The 15,510-nt window shown below is 73.3% G+C and carries 15 protein-coding genes, 1 tRNA gene and 1 pseudogene; 9 read left to right on the forward strand and 8 right to left on the reverse strand.

Going from position 1 to position 15,510, the window contains the following annotated elements; genetic code table 11:
• Positions 1-21: 21 nt before the first annotated feature.
• Entirely contained in the window at positions 22-795 is a 774-nt protein-coding gene (locus BLS99_RS11350; RefSeq protein WP_091048912.1) for a DUF4190 domain-containing protein, read from the forward strand.
• Between the two features lie 56 nt (positions 796-851).
• Here BLS99_RS11350 and BLS99_RS11355 read toward each other — a convergent pair whose 3' ends face one another.
• On the reverse strand, positions 852-1,970 hold the full coding sequence (locus BLS99_RS11355) for an amidohydrolase family protein (RefSeq protein ID WP_091049634.1): 1,119 nt from the start codon (positions 1,968-1,970) through the stop codon (positions 852-854).
• Between the two features lie 180 nt (positions 1,971-2,150).
• On the opposite strand from BLS99_RS11355, the gene BLS99_RS11360 reads away from it, so the two are divergent.
• Positions 2,151-2,936, forward strand: coding sequence for a DeoR/GlpR family DNA-binding transcription regulator (locus BLS99_RS11360; protein WP_091048916.1), 786 nt, complete (start codon positions 2,151-2,153; stop codon positions 2,934-2,936).
• Positions 2,937-3,007: 71 nt separating this feature from the next.
• Here the strand turns inward: BLS99_RS11360 and BLS99_RS11365 are convergent, their stop codons facing one another.
• From BLS99_RS11365 to BLS99_RS11390, 6 genes are all read right to left on the reverse strand, one after another.
• A complete protein-coding gene (locus BLS99_RS11365; protein ID WP_091048919.1) occupies positions 3,008-4,261 on the reverse strand; it encodes a hypothetical protein in 1,254 nt (417 codons plus the stop codon).
• A gap of 36 nt (positions 4,262-4,297) precedes the next feature.
• Entirely contained in the window at positions 4,298-5,569 is a 1,272-nt protein-coding gene (locus BLS99_RS11370) for a hypothetical protein (RefSeq protein ID WP_143034765.1), read from the reverse strand.
• Positions 5,570-5,648: 79 nt separating this feature from the next.
• Positions 5,649-6,206, reverse strand: a complete 558-nt coding sequence (locus BLS99_RS11375; protein WP_091048927.1) for a DUF3180 domain-containing protein — start codon at positions 6,204-6,206, stop codon at positions 5,649-5,651.
• On the reverse strand, positions 6,199-6,720 hold the full coding sequence (gene folK / locus BLS99_RS11380) for a 2-amino-4-hydroxy-6-hydroxymethyldihydropteridine diphosphokinase (RefSeq protein WP_091048930.1): 522 nt from the start codon (positions 6,718-6,720) through the stop codon (positions 6,199-6,201). Before folK ends, BLS99_RS11375 begins: the two co-directional genes overlap by 8 nt.
• Positions 6,717-7,082 (reverse strand): dihydroneopterin aldolase, encoded by a 366-nt coding sequence (gene folB, locus BLS99_RS11385; RefSeq protein ID WP_091048933.1) that lies wholly within the window; start codon positions 7,080-7,082, stop codon positions 6,717-6,719. The genes folK and folB overlap by 4 nt, the downstream gene beginning before the upstream one ends.
• A 47-nt stretch (positions 7,083-7,129) precedes the next feature.
• Entirely contained in the window at positions 7,130-7,969 is an 840-nt protein-coding gene (locus BLS99_RS11390; protein ID WP_091048936.1) for a hypothetical protein, read from the reverse strand.
• Positions 7,970-8,038: 69 nt separating this feature from the next.
• On the opposite strand from BLS99_RS11390, the gene BLS99_RS11395 reads away from it, so the two are divergent.
• The 5 genes from BLS99_RS11395 (at position 8,039) to BLS99_RS11415 (ending at position 13,067) form a co-directional block, all read left to right on the forward strand.
• On the forward strand, positions 8,039-9,802 hold the full coding sequence (locus BLS99_RS11395) for a glycerol-3-phosphate dehydrogenase/oxidase (protein ID WP_091048940.1): 1,764 nt from the start codon (positions 8,039-8,041) through the stop codon (positions 9,800-9,802).
• 14 nt (positions 9,803-9,816) lie between these two features.
• A tRNA-Arg gene (locus BLS99_RS11400) sits at positions 9,817-9,892 on the forward strand.
• A gap of 94 nt (positions 9,893-9,986) precedes the next feature.
• On the forward strand, positions 9,987-10,958 hold the full coding sequence (locus tag BLS99_RS11405) for an NAD-dependent epimerase/dehydratase family protein (RefSeq protein ID WP_091048944.1): 972 nt from the start codon (positions 9,987-9,989) through the stop codon (positions 10,956-10,958).
• Positions 10,959-11,080: 122 nt separating this feature from the next.
• Positions 11,081-11,782, forward strand: a complete 702-nt coding sequence (locus BLS99_RS11410; RefSeq protein ID WP_091048947.1) for a glycoside hydrolase family 11 protein — start codon at positions 11,081-11,083, stop codon at positions 11,780-11,782.
• An 82-nt stretch (positions 11,783-11,864) separates the two neighbouring features.
• Positions 11,865-13,067, forward strand: coding sequence for a hypothetical protein (locus BLS99_RS11415; RefSeq protein ID WP_143034766.1), 1,203 nt, complete (start codon positions 11,865-11,867; stop codon positions 13,065-13,067).
• 193 nt (positions 13,068-13,260) lie between these two features.
• On the opposite strand, the gene BLS99_RS11420 is transcribed toward BLS99_RS11415, so the two are convergent.
• Positions 13,261-13,614: a hypothetical protein gene (locus BLS99_RS11420; protein WP_091048955.1), complete on the reverse strand. Its 354-nt coding sequence runs from the start codon at positions 13,612-13,614 to the stop codon at positions 13,261-13,263.
• A gap of 487 nt (positions 13,615-14,101) precedes the next feature.
• Between BLS99_RS11420 and BLS99_RS11425 the strand changes: the two genes are divergently transcribed.
• Together BLS99_RS11425 and BLS99_RS11430 are read left to right on the forward strand one after the other, a co-directional pair.
• Positions 14,102-14,347: a DUF397 domain-containing protein gene (locus BLS99_RS11425; protein ID WP_091048962.1), complete on the forward strand. Its 246-nt coding sequence runs from the start codon at positions 14,102-14,104 to the stop codon at positions 14,345-14,347.
• Positions 14,348-14,511: 164 nt separating this feature from the next.
• Positions 14,512-15,347: pseudogene (locus tag BLS99_RS11430) on the forward strand (helix-turn-helix domain-containing protein).
• Positions 15,348-15,510 lie beyond the last annotated feature (163 nt).

Raw genomic sequence — 15,510 nt, forward strand, 5'->3', positions numbered from 1 at the left:
ATCCGAGCCGAGGAGGGCACCATGACGACCTACCCGCCGGCCCCCGAGCCGCCCGAACCCGAGCTGCCGAAGGACGACGAGAACGCCTGGAGCCCGAACGCCGAGTCGTCCCCGCGGCCCGATCCGGACCAGGCGCCCTTCAGCGGCAACGACGACGGCACGCCCGGCGGCTTCACCGAGGGCCCGCCCGTCGGCGGCGCCCCGGGAGGGACGCCCGGTCAGTTCGGCGGGCGGCCCGAGACCACCCCGGCCGACTTCGCCCGGCCCGAGGCGACGCCCGAGCAGCCGCTCGGCGGGCCCGAGGGGAACCCGGACGGTTTCAGCGACACCGGCGAGGGCGCGCCGCGCGCGGTGCCCGAGACGCCGCCGCCCGCCGGCATCCCGCCCGCGCCGCCGCTGCCCCCGCCCTCGGGCGCCGGGTACAGCCCGTACGCGGGCGTCGGGTCGGTCCCGCCGCCGCCTCCGCCCCCGCCGCCGTACAACGGCGACGGGCCGCTCCACGGGCGGCAGGAGGTGAAGAACGGCCTGGGCAAGGCCGCGCTGGTGCTCGGCATCATCGCGGTGGCGCTGTCGTTCGTTCCGGGCCTGAACGCCTTCTCCTGGCCGCTCGGTGTCCTCGCGATCGTGTTCGGCGCGATCGGGTGGGCCCGCGCGAACAAGGGCCAGGCGACGAACAAGCCGTTCGCCATCACCGGCCTGGTGCTCGGCATCGTCTCGTTCTTCACGTTCTGCCTGATCTACGTCATCATCGGGGCGGGCGGCACGGCCACGATGTACAACACGGCGCCGATGTAGGACATCGACGGAAGCGGGGCCGGGGCGTTCGCCCCGGCCCCGCTCGCGTGCGGTGCTCAGACCTGGAGCCAGGCGCCGCGGCGCATGACCGAGACCAGGTTGAGGTCGTCGTCGAGGACCACGGCGTCGGCGTACTTCCCCGTCTCGATCGCCCCGACCTCGCGCAGGCCCAGCAGCTCGGCGGGGGTCGCGGAGGCCATCTGCGAGGCGGCCTCGACGGTCTGGCCCGCGAGGCGCACCGCGTTGCGGAAGGCGTCGAGGAGGGTGATCGTGGACCCGGCGATGACGTCGGTGCCCGCGACGGTGGCGGTCCCGTCCTTGACCTCCACCTCGTGGCGGCCGAGGACGTAGTGCCCGTCCGAGAGCCCGGCGGCGTCCATCGCGTCGGAGACCAGGAGGGTCCAGGCCGGGAGCGAGAGGTCGAACGCGAACCGCATCGTACCGGGGTGCAGGTGCACGGGGTCGGCGATGACCTCGGAGAAGATCCGCTCGTCGTTCAGGAGCGCGGGGATCGGGCCGGGGTCGCGGTGGTTGAACGCCCGCATGGCGTTGAACAGGTGCGTGGCGGCCTGCGCGCCCGCGTCGATCCCGGCGGTCGTCTCCTCGTAGGAGGCGTCGGTGTGCCCGATCGAGGGCACGACCCCCTGGCCGTCGAGGTACTCGATGGCCTCCAGGGCACCGGTGAGCTCGGGGGCGACGGTGACCATCTTGACGGCGGTGGCGCCGTCCGCGAGGCGCCCGGCCGCGATGAGCTCGGCGAGCTCGCCGAGGTCGGGGTCGCGCAGGACCTCCTTGGCGTGGGCGCCGCACTTGGAGGCCGAGATGTAGGGGCCCTCGTAGTGGACGCCCGCGATGACGCCCTCGGCCGCGAGCGGGGCGAGGGCCTTGGTGGCGTCGAGCAGGAACTCGTGGGTCTGGGAGACCAGGGAGGCGACGACCGTGGTCGTCCCCCGCGAGGCGTGGAACCCGGCCGCCGCCCGCGCCGAGTCGGGGTCGCCGTTGGCGAGCGAGAAGCCGCCGCCGCCGTGGCAGTGGGCGTCGACGAAGCCGGGGAGCACCCACCCGGTGGGCTCGCCCTCGCGCTCGAGGACGCCTTCGAAGCGGTCGCTGTCGACGATCAGGGTCCCGTTGACGATGCCGTCGGGGGTGACGATCCGGCCTACGGCCGGCAGCATGACGCCGTCCACCGGCGCTCCTTCCAATCGATCCGGCGTGTGTCGGCCCACCCCGGTGCGGCACAATGTCCGTGAGCGCACGAGCATCGCATGAGCACGGCCCGAGCGCCTCAGAGCATACTTCGAACACTATCGTGCAGACGGCGGCGGCCCGCCCCGTCCCGACATCCGAGGAGCGACGTGGACCGCTACGCCCGGTGGAACACCCTGCTGGAGATCCTCGCAGAGACCGGACGCATCACAGTGGAGGGTGCGGCCGAACGGCTCGGCGTCTCGCAGGCGACGATCCGGCGCGACTTCGACCAGCTCTCCCAGCAGCAGATGATCACCCGCACCAGGGGCGGCGCGGTCGCCGGCGGCATCTCCTACGACCTGCCGCTGCGCTACAAGACCGCCCGGCACGTGGAGGAGAAGCACCGCATCGGCACCGCCGCGGCCGGCCTCGTCAGCCCCGGGCAGGTCATCGCCCTCAACGGCGGCACCACGATCACCGAGGTGGCCCGGTCCCTCGCGATGCGCACCGACCTCGTCGCCACCCCCGGCTCGACCGGGCTGACGATCGTCACCAACGCGCTCAACATCGCCAACGAGCTCATCGTGCGGCCCCACCTCAAGGTGGTCGTCGTCGGCGGCGTCGTGCGGCCGCAGTCCTACGAGCTCATCGGGCCGCTCGCGGCGCCGATCCTGCGCGAGATCACGCTCGACATCGCGTTCCTCGGCGTCGACGCCATCGACCACAAGCTCGGCGCGACCAGCCACCACGAGGGCGAGGCGGCGATCAACGCCCTCATGGCCGCGCGCGCCCGCAAGGTGGTCGTCATCGCCGACGGCTCCAAGATCGGCGGCCACGCCTTCGCCCGCATCTGCCCCACCGACCGCGTCCACACCCTCGTCACCGACGGCAACGCCCCCGCCGACCAGCTCCGCGGCTTCGAAGAGGCCGGCATCCGCGTCATCGTGGTCTGAGACGCGGTCTCCTTCGCCCGCATACTGAAGCGGGGCCGCCCATCGGGCGGCCCCGCTTCAGTATGCAGGTATTACCGGGCCGCGGTGGTGGCGTCCGGGAGGGTGGGTTCGAAGAGGCCGGTGCCGTCGTTGTCGTAGGGGGACATCTCGGCGGTGTCGGACTCGACGTCGGCATACTCCTTGGGGCGGCCGAGGCGGTCGAGGCCGAAGGAGACGAAGAGGCCGAGGAGGAGCAGGCCCGCGTAGACCGCGCCGGTCCACTCCATGAACCGCTCGTCGAGGCTCGCCCACACCAGGGACAGCGACCACACCGCGACCGCGGCGAGGACCGTGCCGAAGACGCCACCGCGCCGGCCCCACGGGCTGGTCCCGGCCAGGAACACCACGATGAGCACCTGCGGCCCGAGCACGAGCGCGTCGGGGCTGGCCTGGAACATCCCGGCGACGCCGGTCTCCAGCGCGAACACCGCCGGCAGGAACCCGGCGAGCGCGCCGAGCAGCAGCGCCAGGAACGTCCCGCCCAGCAGCACGGCCACCGAGCCGCCCTCGCGGTCGCCTGTGCCGTCCGCCGCGCCCTTGACGCGGCTGAATCGGTCGCGCACCGCCGGGACCAGGCCGAGGAGCCCGCCCGCGATCGACAGGGCCGCCGCGCCGAGGAAGAGCCAGAGCGCACCCGGGTCCGTCCAGGTGCCGGCCCCGTCGGCGCCGACCGCGCCCGAGAGCTTGCCCAGGGCCGCGAAGGATCCGGCGATGACCACCAGGGAGGCGACGCCCGCGAGCCAGGCGGGGATGCGCAGGACCACGGTGAGGATCGTGAACAGGACCGCGAGCACCGCCGCGGCGCCGGCCGTGTAGGCCAGGCCCACCAGGGGGTTGTCGCCCACGAACAGCTCCGGCAGCGCGATCACCAGTCCGGGCATGGCCGGGACGGCGAGGTTCACCGCGCCCAGGCGCAGCGTCAGCGCGAAGCCGGTGGCGAGCAGCAGCAGCGGCGTGAGCGCGGCGAGCTGGCCCTCGACGGCGTCGAACGTGACGGCGCCGCCGAGGATCTCCTCGCGGCGCTGGTAGACCAGGAACAGCGCGTTCAAGGTCAGCAGCAGGAGGATGGCCTCCCAGACGAACTGGAAGACCACCCGGTCCCGCGCGGGCGGGGCGGCCTCGGCGTAGCCGACGGTCACCGCGGGCCGGCCCGCGAACGGGTCGACCGGCTGGGCGCTCATGTTGTCGACCCCGTTGCCGATGGCGGGCAGGCCGGGGCTCGCGATGTCGAGCCGCTGGGTCTGGTCCAGCGCCTGGTCGTCGCGGTCGGGCGGTACGTACGTCATGATCGATGTCCTCTACGGGGTAGTGAGGGCGGTGGGTCAGCGGCCGTAGCGGCGGTCGGTGTCGAAGCGGGTCCCGTACCCGTCGCGCAGGTCGTCGAAGGCCCCGGAGGCCCCGAACGGGTCCGCGGCGGGCGCGGCCTTGGGGATGCCGCCGGTGGTCCGGATGCCGCCCGTGTTCGTCCACGGGTCGCCGCCGGAGCCGAGGTCGGCCAGGTCCTCGTCGTAGCGCTCGTAGGAGCCGGTGTCGCGCGGGTCCTCGTCGCGCAGGTCGTCGACCGACCCGGCGCGGGAGGTCGAGGCGGCCTCGACCTCGTCGACCTGGTTCATGGCCTCCACGAGGCGGGTCACGAGGAACCCGGCGACGATGGCGCCAAGCGCGATCCAGCTCGGGTCGAAGCTCCAGCCGCGCGCCTCGGCGAGCCACATGAGGCCCAGGACCAGGAGCGCGGCGAACACGGTGCCGCACACGCCGCCGCGGCGGCCCATGAGGCTGGTCCCGCCCAGGAGCGCCGCGCCGAGCGCGAGCACCGTGAGCAGGATCGGGTCGGGGAGCCCGGCGGCGCCCGCGTCGGGCACCGAGGTCCAGGCGGTGACGACGCCCGCGGCGCCCGCGAGGGACGAGGAGAGCAGCACGCCGAGGAACACCAGTCCCCCGCGCCCGTGCCGCTCGCCGGCCGGGGTGTCGCGGATCGGGGCGAGCCGCGCGCGGATGCCCGCGAACGCGCCGATCAGGCCCAGGAACAGCGAGATGCCCGCCGCGCCGGCGAGCGCGGCGAGGGCGCCGGTGCCGGGCAGTTCGGCGAGGGAGAACGCTCCCGGGTCGCCGGAGGTGCCGGCCCACAGGCCGATCGCGCCGCCGACGGCGCCGCTCGCGGCCCAGCCGGGGGCGCGCAGCCACGCGGTGAGGGTGGCGAGGACGATGCCGGTGAACGCGGCCGCGCCGAGGCCGACGGCGAGCGCCATGGCGGAGCCGGAGCCCGACGCGTCGACGAACATCCACGCCGCGAGCAGCGCGATCGGTCCGACGGCGAGGTTGACGGCGCCGACGCGCAGCGACACGGCCATCGCGCAGGCGAGCATGACGACCGGCGCGAGCGCGGCGGTGAACGCGGTGAAGCCGCCCTCGGCGAAGGGCCCGCCGGTGGAGCGGGTGAGGGCGAACAGCACGCCGCCGCCGAGGAGCAGCAGGCCGATCTCCCAGACCACGTGGACGGCCATGCGGTCGGGGGCGGTGTCGTCGCCGCCCGCCGGGACGGTCTTCATCTGCGAGGTCGTGTCGCCGCTTCGGGATGGGGAGTCGAATTTCATGGGGCGCACCTCTAAACGCGCGAGCTATTGGGGATATGGGGGGATGGGTCCGGCGCTGCGGGGTCGGTTCGGGGTCGGGTCAGGGTCGGTCGGGGCGGTCGTCGTCGCGGTCCTGCGGGGGGATTCGGCAGGAGTGCTCGAGCCAGACCGCGGCCGCGGTGAGCACGGCGCACGCGACGGTGCCGAGCACCGCCGGGGGGAGGTCGTCGGCGGCGGCGGTGAGGCGTCCTGCCTGGACCGCCAGCCACACGGTGAAGCCGAGGTACGCGCCGAAGAACGCGGCCCCGGCGATCGAGGCGGCCTTGCCGAGGACGGCGAAGCGGGCGATCTGGAGCGCGTGCTCCGGACCGTCCAGCCGTCCGGGGGCGGGCGACGGGTCGCTCCCGTCGATCGCGGCCGCTTGGAGGCGCTTCTTGTTGGGGCGCAGCGCCTTCCGGGTGGTCCAGGCGAGCCAGGCGAGGAGCGCGGCGAGGGCGAGGACGACCACGGAGTTGTACCAGGCGAGGTCGGGGGCCCGCTGGTAGAAGCGGGCGACGAGGAGCAGCGTGAACGCGGCCCCGACGAGTGCCGCCACCGCGAGGGTGGACGGCGAGGTCGGTCGAAGGCTCGGGCTCGGACCGTGCTTCCCGTCACTCATGATGCTCTGACCATATCGGGTGAAGTCGGCGGAGCGCGCGCGCGTCCGCCGCCACGGTCTCGTCGCGTAGCAGGTCCCTCACGCGGCCCTTCCCGGGCAGCTCCGCGTCGCGGTCGACGGCGAACCACGGGACCAGGACGAACGCCCGCAGGTGCGCGAGCGGATGCGGCAGCCGCAGGTGCGGCTCGTCGGAGCGGACGGGGCCGGCGCCGTCCCACACCGCGATGAGGTCGACGTCGAGGGTCCGCGGGCCGTAGGGGCGCTCGGGGTCGCGCACGCGCCCGGCCTCGGCCTCCAGGCGCTGCCCGAGCGCGAGCCAGTCCTGTGCGGAGCGCTCGGGGTCGTCGGCGATGACGGCGATGTTGTAGTAGGCGGGCTGCTCGTCGTCCCCGCCCCACGGCGGCGTCTCGTACACCTCCGAGACCGCGGCGGGGGCGACGGCCGCGATGGCGGCGCGCAGGGCGGCCTCGCGGTCGCCGAGGTTGGAGCCCATGCTGAAGACGACCCTGCTCACGGTGCGCTCCGCTCGATGGTGACGGCGACGTCGGCGAACCGCTGGTTGATCGGCGCCTGCGGCTTGTGGACGGTGACCTGAACCGAGTGGACGCCGTTGAGGGCGAGGCACGCGGCGGCGAGGCGCTCGGCGAGGGTCTCGATGAGGTCGACCGGCTCGCCCGCGACGATCTGGGCGAGCGTGTCGGCGAGCGCGCCGTAGTCGACGGTGTGCTTGAGGTCGTCGGTGGCGGCGGCGAGCGCGGTGGAGGTGCGGAGGGAGACGTCGACGATGAAGTCCTGCCCGGCGTCCCGCTCGAAGTCGAAGACGCCGTGGCGCCCGTGGACGCGCAGTCCGGTCAGGGTGATCAGGTCGGTATCCACGCGCCCGAGCCTACTCGAATCCGACGTGGAGTCGAGGAAGGACGATCTCAGGGGGTTTCGGCCGCCTCGACCGCGACCGCGGCCTCCAGGGGGACCTCCGGCAGGCGCGGCTCGGGCACGGCGGCGGGCGGCTCCGGCTCGGCTGCAGTCACCCCGGCCGCTGTCACCCCGGACGCCCCCGCCATGACCGCCTCCACCCCGGCTGCCTCCACCCCGGCTGCCTTCACCACGACCGCGGCGGCCGCCGCGGGGGTGCGGGCCGCGCGGCGCGCGACGGCGCGGGCGCGCACGAAGTACCACGTGGCGACGGCGAGCACCGCGCCCGCGAGGAGGATCGGCAGCAGCCGCAGGTTCGCATCGAACCAGTGCAGGAGCTCGCGGTACTCCGCGTCGGGGTCGAACAGCAGCACCGCCGCGATGGCGGCGGCGACCACGCCCGCGCCCGTGAACAGGCCCGACTTCCACCACAGGCCCAGGCTCAGGCGCCGCGCGAGGATCCCCGCGGCGTCGAAGATCCGCTTGGCGCGCAGCGCCCTGATGGTCCCGAGCAGGTACGCCAGGCGCAGCACCTGCGCGCCGCCCGCGGCGAGCACGAGGCTCACCAGGGTCAGCGCGCACACCGCGAGCATCCACTTGTGCCGCCACAGCCAGTCGCGCTTGTGCTCGGCCGCGAACAGCAGCACCACCGACTCGAACCACAGGACGGCGCCCGCCGCCCAGCCGATCGCCTTGCCCGCGAACGCGACGTTCCCGTCGGTCCAGACGGTGAGGAACACGGCGGGGATGGAGGCGGCCACCGCCACGATGACCGGGACCCGCAGCTTGTACTGGAGGAACCGGGCGACGACGGTGAGCTTGTCCGGGCGCGAGGGGGGGTGCGTGCTCACCCCTCCAATTTACGCGCCGAGTGCGCGGAGACCGGTGTCAGCCCAGCTCGCTGCACGTATCGTGAACGCATGCGCACGCCCGCCTCGTGGACCCGGTCCCAGGCCGGCCGCCTCTCCCCGGAGCGGCGGCGGGCGGATCTGGAGCGGCTGGGACGCGACGTGTTCGACGTGGTCGTGGTCGGCGGCGGCGCCACCGGCGCCGGGGCGGCCCTCGACGCGGCCTCCCGGGGCTTGAAGACCGCCCTGGTCGAGGCCCGCGACCTGGCCTCGGGCACCTCCTCGCGGTCGAGCAAGCTCGTCCACGGCGGCCTGCGCTACCTGGAGCAGCTCGAACTCGGCCTGGTCCACGAGGCCCTGACCGAACGCGGCCTCCTCGCCGGGAGCCTCGCCCCCCACCTCGTGCGGCCCGTGCCCTTCCTCCTGCCGCTCAAGGGAATCTGGGAGCGGGGGTACTACGGCGCGGGCGTCGCCGCCTACGACGTGCTCGCCACCGCGATGAGCCTCGGATCGGCCGGCGCCGGCCGCGGGGGCCTGCCGTGGCACCGGCACCTGTCGCGGGCGGGCGCGCTGCGCGCGTTCCCCGACCTGGACCCGCGAGTGCGCGGCGCGATCCGCTACTACGACGCCCAGGTCGACGACGCCCGCCTCGTGGTGGCGCTGGCGCGGACCGCCGCGTCGCTCGGCGCCGCCGTGGTCACCTCGGCCCAGGCGGTCGGGTTCGCGCGCGAAGGCGGGCGGCTCTCGGGCGTGGAGGTCCTCGACGTCGAGTCGGGGACGAAGCGGACCGTGAAGGCGCGCACCGTGGTCTGCGCGGCCGGGGTCTGGAGCGACGAGCTCGCGCGGATGCTCCCCGAGCGCACCGGCATGGCGGTCAAGGCGTCGAAGGGCGTGCACCTCGTGCTCCCCGGCGCCGCGATCCGGGGCTCGGCGGGCATCATCTCGAGGACGAAGTGGAGCGTCCTGTTCATCATCCCGTGGGACCGGCACTGGCTCATCGGGACCACCGACACCGAATGGGACCTCGACCCCGCGCACCCCGCGGCCTCCGCGAGCGACGTCGCGTACCTGCTCCAGCAGGCCAGCGACGTCCTCGGCCGCCGCCTCGACGTGTCCCAAGTGGAGGGCGTCTACGCGGGCCTGCGCCCGCTCCTGCGCGGCGAGACCGAGGAGACCTCGAAGCTCAGCCGCGAGCACGCCGTCGTCCGGCCCGAACCGGGGCTGTACTTCATCGCGGGCGGCAAGCTCACCACCTACCGGATCATGGCCAGGGACGCGATCGACGCCGCCGCCGCGCACCTCGGCCCCGACGTCCCCGCCAGCGGCACCCACCTCCTCCCCCTCCTCGGCGCCGACGGCTACGCGGTCTACTGGGACAACCGCGCACGGATCGCCAAGCGCGCCAAGACCTCCGTCGCCACGGTCGAGCACCTGCTGCGCCGCTACGGGTGCCTCGCGCCGCAGCTGCTGGCGATGATCGCCGAGCAGCCGCAGCTCGCCCGGCCCCTCGCCGACAGCGAGTACCTGCGCGCCGAGGTCGTCTACGCGGCCCGCTACGAGGGCGCGCTGCACCTCGACGACCTGCTCACCCGGCGCCTGCGCCTCTCCATCGAGTCCTTCGACCGCGGCACCCGCGCGGCCATGGACGCCGCCGCGCTCGCCGGGGCCGTCCTCGGCTGGGAGGACCCCCGCCGCGCCCTCGAAGTCGAGACCTACCTGCACCGCGTCGACGCCGAGCGCCGCTCCCAGCAGCAGCCCGACGACGACGCCGCCGAGACCGCCAGGCTCGCCGCCGTCGAGCTGCGCCGCCTCGCCCGCGCCCGGCCCATCGGCTAGACTCGGCTCTCGTCGCCCCAGTAGCTCAGGGGATAGAGCGTCGGTTTCCTAAACCGTGCGTCGCAGGTTCGAATCCTGCCTGGGGCACCACCAGACCTCCCCGACCGGGCCGCGCCCGCCCTCCCGAGCGTCCAGGCACCGGCCGCGGCCGGGTCCATCGGTCTCGGCGAGAGGGGAGCGCGGCATGAAGGTCGTCGTCATCGGAGGCAGCGGGCACATCGGGACGTACCTCGTCCCCCGGCTCGTGCGCGCCGGCCACCAGGTGGTCAACATCAGCCGCGGCACCCGCACCGCCTACGCCGACGCGCCCGAGTGGCGCGAGGTCGAGCAGGTCGCCGCCGACCGCGAGCGCCAGGACGCCGAGGGCGTCTTCGGCGACACCGTTGCAGACTTGCGCCCCGACGCGGTCGTCGACCTCGTCTGCTTCACCCTCGACTCCGCGACCGCCCTGGTCGAGCGCCTCCGCGGCGCCACCGGGCACCTCCTCCACTGCGGCACCGTGTGGCGCTACGGCCCCAGCCGCAAGTCCCCCATCGCCGAGGGCGAGGGCACGGCGCCGTTCGGCGAGTACGGGATCGAGAAGGACCGCATCGCCCGCATGCTCAAGGCCGAGACCGAGGGCGGCGGCCTCGCCACCACCTCGCTGCACCCAGGCCACATCGTCGGCCCCGGCTGGCACCCGATCGGACCGGTCGGCAACCTCGACCCCGGGGTCTGGCGGACCCTCTCGGCCGGGCGGCCCCTGCGCGTCCCCGGCGACGGCGCCGAGACCATGCACCACGTGCACGCCGACGACGTCGCCCAGGGCTTCGAGCTCGCGATCGCCCACCCCGAGGCCGCGCGCGGCGAGGACTTCCACGTCGTGGCCCCCACCGCGCTGAACGTCCGCGGCTACGCCCAGATCGCCGCGGGCTGGTTCGGGCGGGAGGCGGTCCTGGAGAGCGCCACCTGGGACGAGTTCCGCGCGGGCACCACCGAGGAGCACGGCCGGACCGCCTGGGAGCACCTGTACCGCAGCCACTGCCTCTCCATCGAGAAGGCCCGCACCCTGCTCGGCTACGCCCCCGCGTACCAGCCGGAGGCCGCGGTCCTGGAGTCGGTGCGCTGGCTCGTGGCGCACGGCGGGCTCGAGGTCGAGGGCGACCTGGTCGCCTGAGGTCCGGGACTTCCGGGGTGACTTCCGGATGAGGTTCCGAAACGTCCCGATAATCGTTGACGCGCCCGCGCGGCCGTGCCGATACTGATCGCATCGAATCTCCTCGATCGACTGGAGGACGCATGCCCGCAGCGCGCCCGGACCCCTCCCCCGCACGGCCCCGGAACCCGTTCGGCCGCGGCGGCCTCCTGCGCGGCGGCGCCGGACCGCTCGCGCCCGGCGGGCCGGCGCTCCTCCCCGCGGCCGGTGCGCCGACCACGGTGGCCGCGAACCGGACCGGGACCCAGGGCGGGTACTTCCACTCCTTCTGGACCGACTCGCCGGGCACGTGCGCGATGACCCTCGGCCCCGGCGGCGAGTACTCGGTGGCGTGGGAGAGCACCGGGAACTTCGTGTGCGGCAAGGGCTGGGCGCGGGGCGGCAGGCGCACGGTCGAGTGGTCGGGCGAGTTCGCGCCCTCCGGCAACGGGTACGTGTGCGTCTACGGCTGGACCGCGAACCCCCTGGTGGAGTACTTCATCGTCGACGACTGGGGCGCCTTCCGCCCGACCGGCGTCCACAAGGGTGCGGTGTCGAGCGACGGCGGGACCTACGACGTGTACGAGACGGTCCGCTACAACGCCCCGTCCGTGGAAGGCACCACGACCTTCGCGCAGTTCTGGAGCGTGCGCCGCGCCAAGCGCACCGGCGGCGCGATCACCACGGGCGCGCACTTCGACGCGTGGACGGGCCGCGGCATGCGGCTGGGGTCCTTCGACCACTACATGATCCTGGCGACCGAGGGCTACCAGGGCAGCGGTCGCGCCGACATCAGGATGGGCTGACCGGCCCCTGGACGGGCCCGCCCCGGCGCTCCCCCGCGTGTCGCGCGGTCGTTCCGGCGCCGCGATTTGCAACGATCGTGCCATGCGGAAACAAAGTTCACAATGGATACGAATCGGGACCATCGCCGCCGCGGTCGCCGCGGCGGTGCTCGCCCCCTCGGCCGCCGCAGCGGCCGGGCCCGGGTACGCGGCGTGGAGCGGGGGCGGCGGCGAGTACCGCATGGCGGCCCCGGCCGCGGGCTTCCCGGCGGCGGACCTGACCACCGACGGCTCGCCGGTCACCACGCCCTCGGGCAAGTCCATCTGGATGGGCGACGGCACGCCGTTCGGCGCCGCCTACGGCTCCTCGCGGGACCAGGGCTACATCGGCATCGGCACCACCTCGGGCAACCTGCCCTCGACCACGACGCTGGCGTTCGACACGCCGACGCCCGCCGCGAAGTGGGCGTTCGCGTTGGGCGACATCGACGTCGACATGGTCCGGATCTCCGGCACCGACGCGGGCGGGAACCCCCTCAGCGCCGCCGACCTCGGCTACCAGGGCTCGTTCAACCTCTGCCAGAACTCCCCGCGGCCGGCCGGGTGCGCGAGCGCGGCCACGGACCAGCCGACCTGGGACGCCGGGACCATGACCCTGCGGGGCCAGAACAACGGCGACACCACCGGACCGACCGGCTGGTTCCAGCCCACGGCCTCGGTGGCCTCGCTGACGTTCACGTTCTCCCGCATGAGCGGCATCCCCATGTTCCAGCTCTGGACCGCCGCCGAGGCGCACGAGGTGGTCACCGAGATCGAGCCGGTCCTGGTGAGCGCGCCCGCGCCCGGCACCGACCCCGGCGACGTGGTGGGCCACTGCGACGACATGGCCGGCGAGGTGAGCCTGGAGCTGCTCGACGCGAACGGCGACCCGGTCACCGACGAGAACGGCGACCCGGTCGTGGCCGAGCCGGTCGACGGCGCGTTCACCTTCCCGAAGGTCTTCCCCGGCTCCTACCAGGTGCGCATCGTGACCGACGAGCACTTCCCGGTCGACGGGGCGACGGTCCAGGACCTCGAAGTCGTCGACGGCGACGTGACCGGCCCCGCGTTCTCGGTCGAGTGCACCCCCGAGCCCCCGCAGGCCGAGCCGGTGGGCGACGACAAGACCGACGACGCCGCTGACGACGGCGCTGACGACGCGCGCCCGGCGCTCCCGATCACGGGACCCGGTGCGGGCCTGTGGATCGCGGCCCTCCTGGCGATCGCCGGCGGCGCCCTGGCCCTGCGCCGGGCCCGCCGCCTGTAGGAGGAGCAGGCTCCGGACAGTACCGCCGCCGCGCCGTGCCGAACGGGGCAGCGGCTGAAGACGCGAACTGAAGACGCGAGAACGGGCGGGGCCGCTGGGGTCCCGCCCGTTTTTCAGTGTGTCAGCACTGTTCGCGATGTGTTCAGGTCTTGGTGAAGAGCTCGGGGAGGCCCCCACCGGCCTCCCCGAAGCTCTATCCCACCAACTGGAGCAAAGTCTCGGGTGCGCGCTCCGATAAGCGGAAGCGCGCCGTGTAGATGTCGCCGTCCCGGATCCAGGCGAGCTGGAGCGAGGCGAACATGTCGTCCACGATGTCCTCGTCGGGGAGCCCGTAGTGCTCCCCCATGCTGCGTCCGCGGTAGTGCCACAGGAGTCCTGCCTGGACCTGGGCGGCGTCCGCGGTGTGCTTGCCGCAGGAGCGGGCGCACCGGTAGAGCACCTGGCCGCTGCGGTCGTACTCGATGGCCATCACCTGCTGGCACATCGAACTCCGCAGCTTGCCTGCCGCGGCTGCCTGGAGCAACGTCTGCGCCTCGAGACGTTCCATATGGCACCCAACCCCTCTCCGGGCGACGATCGGGCCTCACCGGAGCGGGGCCCGGCCAGGCTCTGCATGACGACGACTGGCGTGTTCGGTTGTGCGATGCGCGACGCCCTTCCACGAAGGCGATTGCCGGTCCGAAACCGGAGGTTTCGGATGGTTCCGCCTGTCGCTTCCCGGAACGTCGGTTAGCGGCTTTTGAGTCCGTGACAACGGTCGCACACCTTCCGCGGCCGTGTCTATGTGCATTGTCACATTCATCGTAACATGCATCGACACCGGGCAGATGCACGTGCATCTGCGCGCCCATCCTCCCGTGCAGTGACTGTGTGTAATGTGCGACACTTGATCCGATCGACTACGGGGATGTCGGAATCGTCCGCTGAGGTCACCGCCTGGTATTCCCGCGGCCCCCGGTTCCACGCCTCCGGCAGCCGGTCAAGGCACGAGAGAATCCGGCCGGACCTACCGGCCACTGGTGGAAGGAATCTCTATGGACAAGGCACGCAATGGAATCCCGGCAGGGGAACTCCCCTCGTCGCTCACTTGGCGCAAGAGCAGCCGCAGCGGCCCCAACGGCGGCAACTGCGTCGAGCTGGCGCCGCTCCCCGGCGGGGACGAGATCGCGGTGCGCAACTCCCGCTTCCCCGAGGGTCCCGCCCTCGTCTACACGGTCGCCGAGATCCGCGCCCTCGTCGAGGGTGCGAAGGACGGCGAGTTCGACGACCTGATCGTCTAGGGCCGGAAGCCGGAAGCCCAAGGGCTGCACACTCACCCTGGCAGGACGGGCCCGACGGGCTACCCTGTCAGGGTGAGTCGTTCCCGCCGGCGCGACCGCTGGAGGAGGAGGTGAGCAGGACGGCGAGCAAAGAGGACACCCCGACAGGGCCCACAGCACTGCGGATGATCATCGGCGGCCAGCTCCGCCGCCTCCGCGAGGCCGCGAAGATCACGCGCGGCGAGGCCGCCTACGAGATCCGCGGCTCCGAGTCCAAGATCAGCCGGATGGAGCTGGGACGGGTCTCGTTCCGGCTCAGGGGGACGTCGAAGACCTCATGGTCATGTACGGCGTCACCGACGAGGCCGAGGTCGAGCGCGTCCTGGAGCTGTGCCGCGAGGCCAACCGGCCGAGCTGGTGGCACCGCTACGGCGAGGCGCTGCCCGACTGGTTCAGCACCTACCTGGACATGGAGACCGCCGCGTCCACCATCCGCACCTACGAGGTGCAGCTGGTGCCGGGCCTGCTCCAGTCCCGCGACTACGCCCGCTCGCTGCTCATGCTGGGCTACGGGCACACCCCGCTCCAGGAGATCGACTACCGGATCGACGTGCGCATCGCACGCCAGAAGGTCCTCGACCGCGAGCACGACCCGGCCACACTGTGGACCGTCATCGACGAGGCCGCGCTGCACCGGCCCTTCGGCGGGCGCGGCGTCATGCGCGACCAGCTCATCTCGCTCATCGAGGCGTGCGACCGCCCGAACGTGCGCATCCAGATCGTCCCGTTCTCCAGCGGCGCCCACTCCGGCGCCGGCGCGCCGTTCACCTGGCTGCGCTTCGCGTACCCGGAGCTCAAGGACGTCATCTACATGGAGCACCTCACCGGCGGCCTGTACCTCGACCGCGACGCCGATGTGGACGCCTACCAGGCGGCGATGGAGCACCTGTGCGTCCAGGCCGCCCAGCCGCGCGAGACGCCCGACATCATCAACCGGATCATCCGGGACCACTACTCTTAGTGATCGTTCTTCGGTTCCGGTGACCCTCGGCGCCCGCTGGACGCCCGGGTGCGACTTCCATGAATTCACCCCATCGGGTGAGACACCGTCCGGGACGGCCCGTGCCCGCACACGCCGACGGCGCGCGACCACCGGTCGCGCGCCGTCGATCAGCGTCCTGCGT

The organism is Glycomyces sambucus (assembly GCF_900102815.1).
Taxonomy (GTDB): domain Bacteria; phylum Actinomycetota; class Actinomycetes; order Mycobacteriales; family Micromonosporaceae; genus Glycomyces; species Glycomyces sambucus.

What these genes read in the sequence shown, in the direction of transcription:
- BLS99_RS11350 (WP_091048912.1), top strand. Translation starts at nt 22, where the DNA reads ATGACGACCTACCCGCCGGCCCCCGAGCCGCCCGAACCCGAGCTGCCG.
- BLS99_RS11355 (WP_091049634.1), bottom strand. Translation starts at nt 1,970, where the DNA reads ATGCTGCCGGCCGTAGGCCGGATCGTCACCCCCGACGGCATCGTCAAC.
- BLS99_RS11365 (WP_091048919.1), bottom strand. Translation starts at nt 4,261, where the DNA reads ATGACGTACGTACCGCCCGACCGCGACGACCAGGCGCTGGACCAGACC.
- BLS99_RS11370 (WP_143034765.1), bottom strand. Translation starts at nt 5,569, where the DNA reads ATGAAATTCGACTCCCCATCCCGAAGCGGCGACACGACCTCGCAGATG.
- BLS99_RS11375 (WP_091048927.1), bottom strand. Translation starts at nt 6,206, where the DNA reads ATGAGTGACGGGAAGCACGGTCCGAGCCCGAGCCTTCGACCGACCTCG.
- BLS99_RS11395 (WP_091048940.1), top strand. Translation starts at nt 8,039, where the DNA reads ATGCGCACGCCCGCCTCGTGGACCCGGTCCCAGGCCGGCCGCCTCTCC.
- BLS99_RS11405 (WP_091048944.1), top strand. Translation starts at nt 9,987, where the DNA reads ATGAAGGTCGTCGTCATCGGAGGCAGCGGGCACATCGGGACGTACCTC.
- BLS99_RS11410 (WP_091048947.1), top strand. Translation starts at nt 11,081, where the DNA reads ATGCCCGCAGCGCGCCCGGACCCCTCCCCCGCACGGCCCCGGAACCCG.
- BLS99_RS11415 (WP_143034766.1), top strand. Translation starts at nt 11,865, where the DNA reads ATGCGGAAACAAAGTTCACAATGGATACGAATCGGGACCATCGCCGCC.
- BLS99_RS11420 (WP_091048955.1), bottom strand. Translation starts at nt 13,614, where the DNA reads ATGGAACGTCTCGAGGCGCAGACGTTGCTCCAGGCAGCCGCGGCAGGC.
- BLS99_RS11425 (WP_091048962.1), top strand. Translation starts at nt 14,102, where the DNA reads ATGGACAAGGCACGCAATGGAATCCCGGCAGGGGAACTCCCCTCGTCG.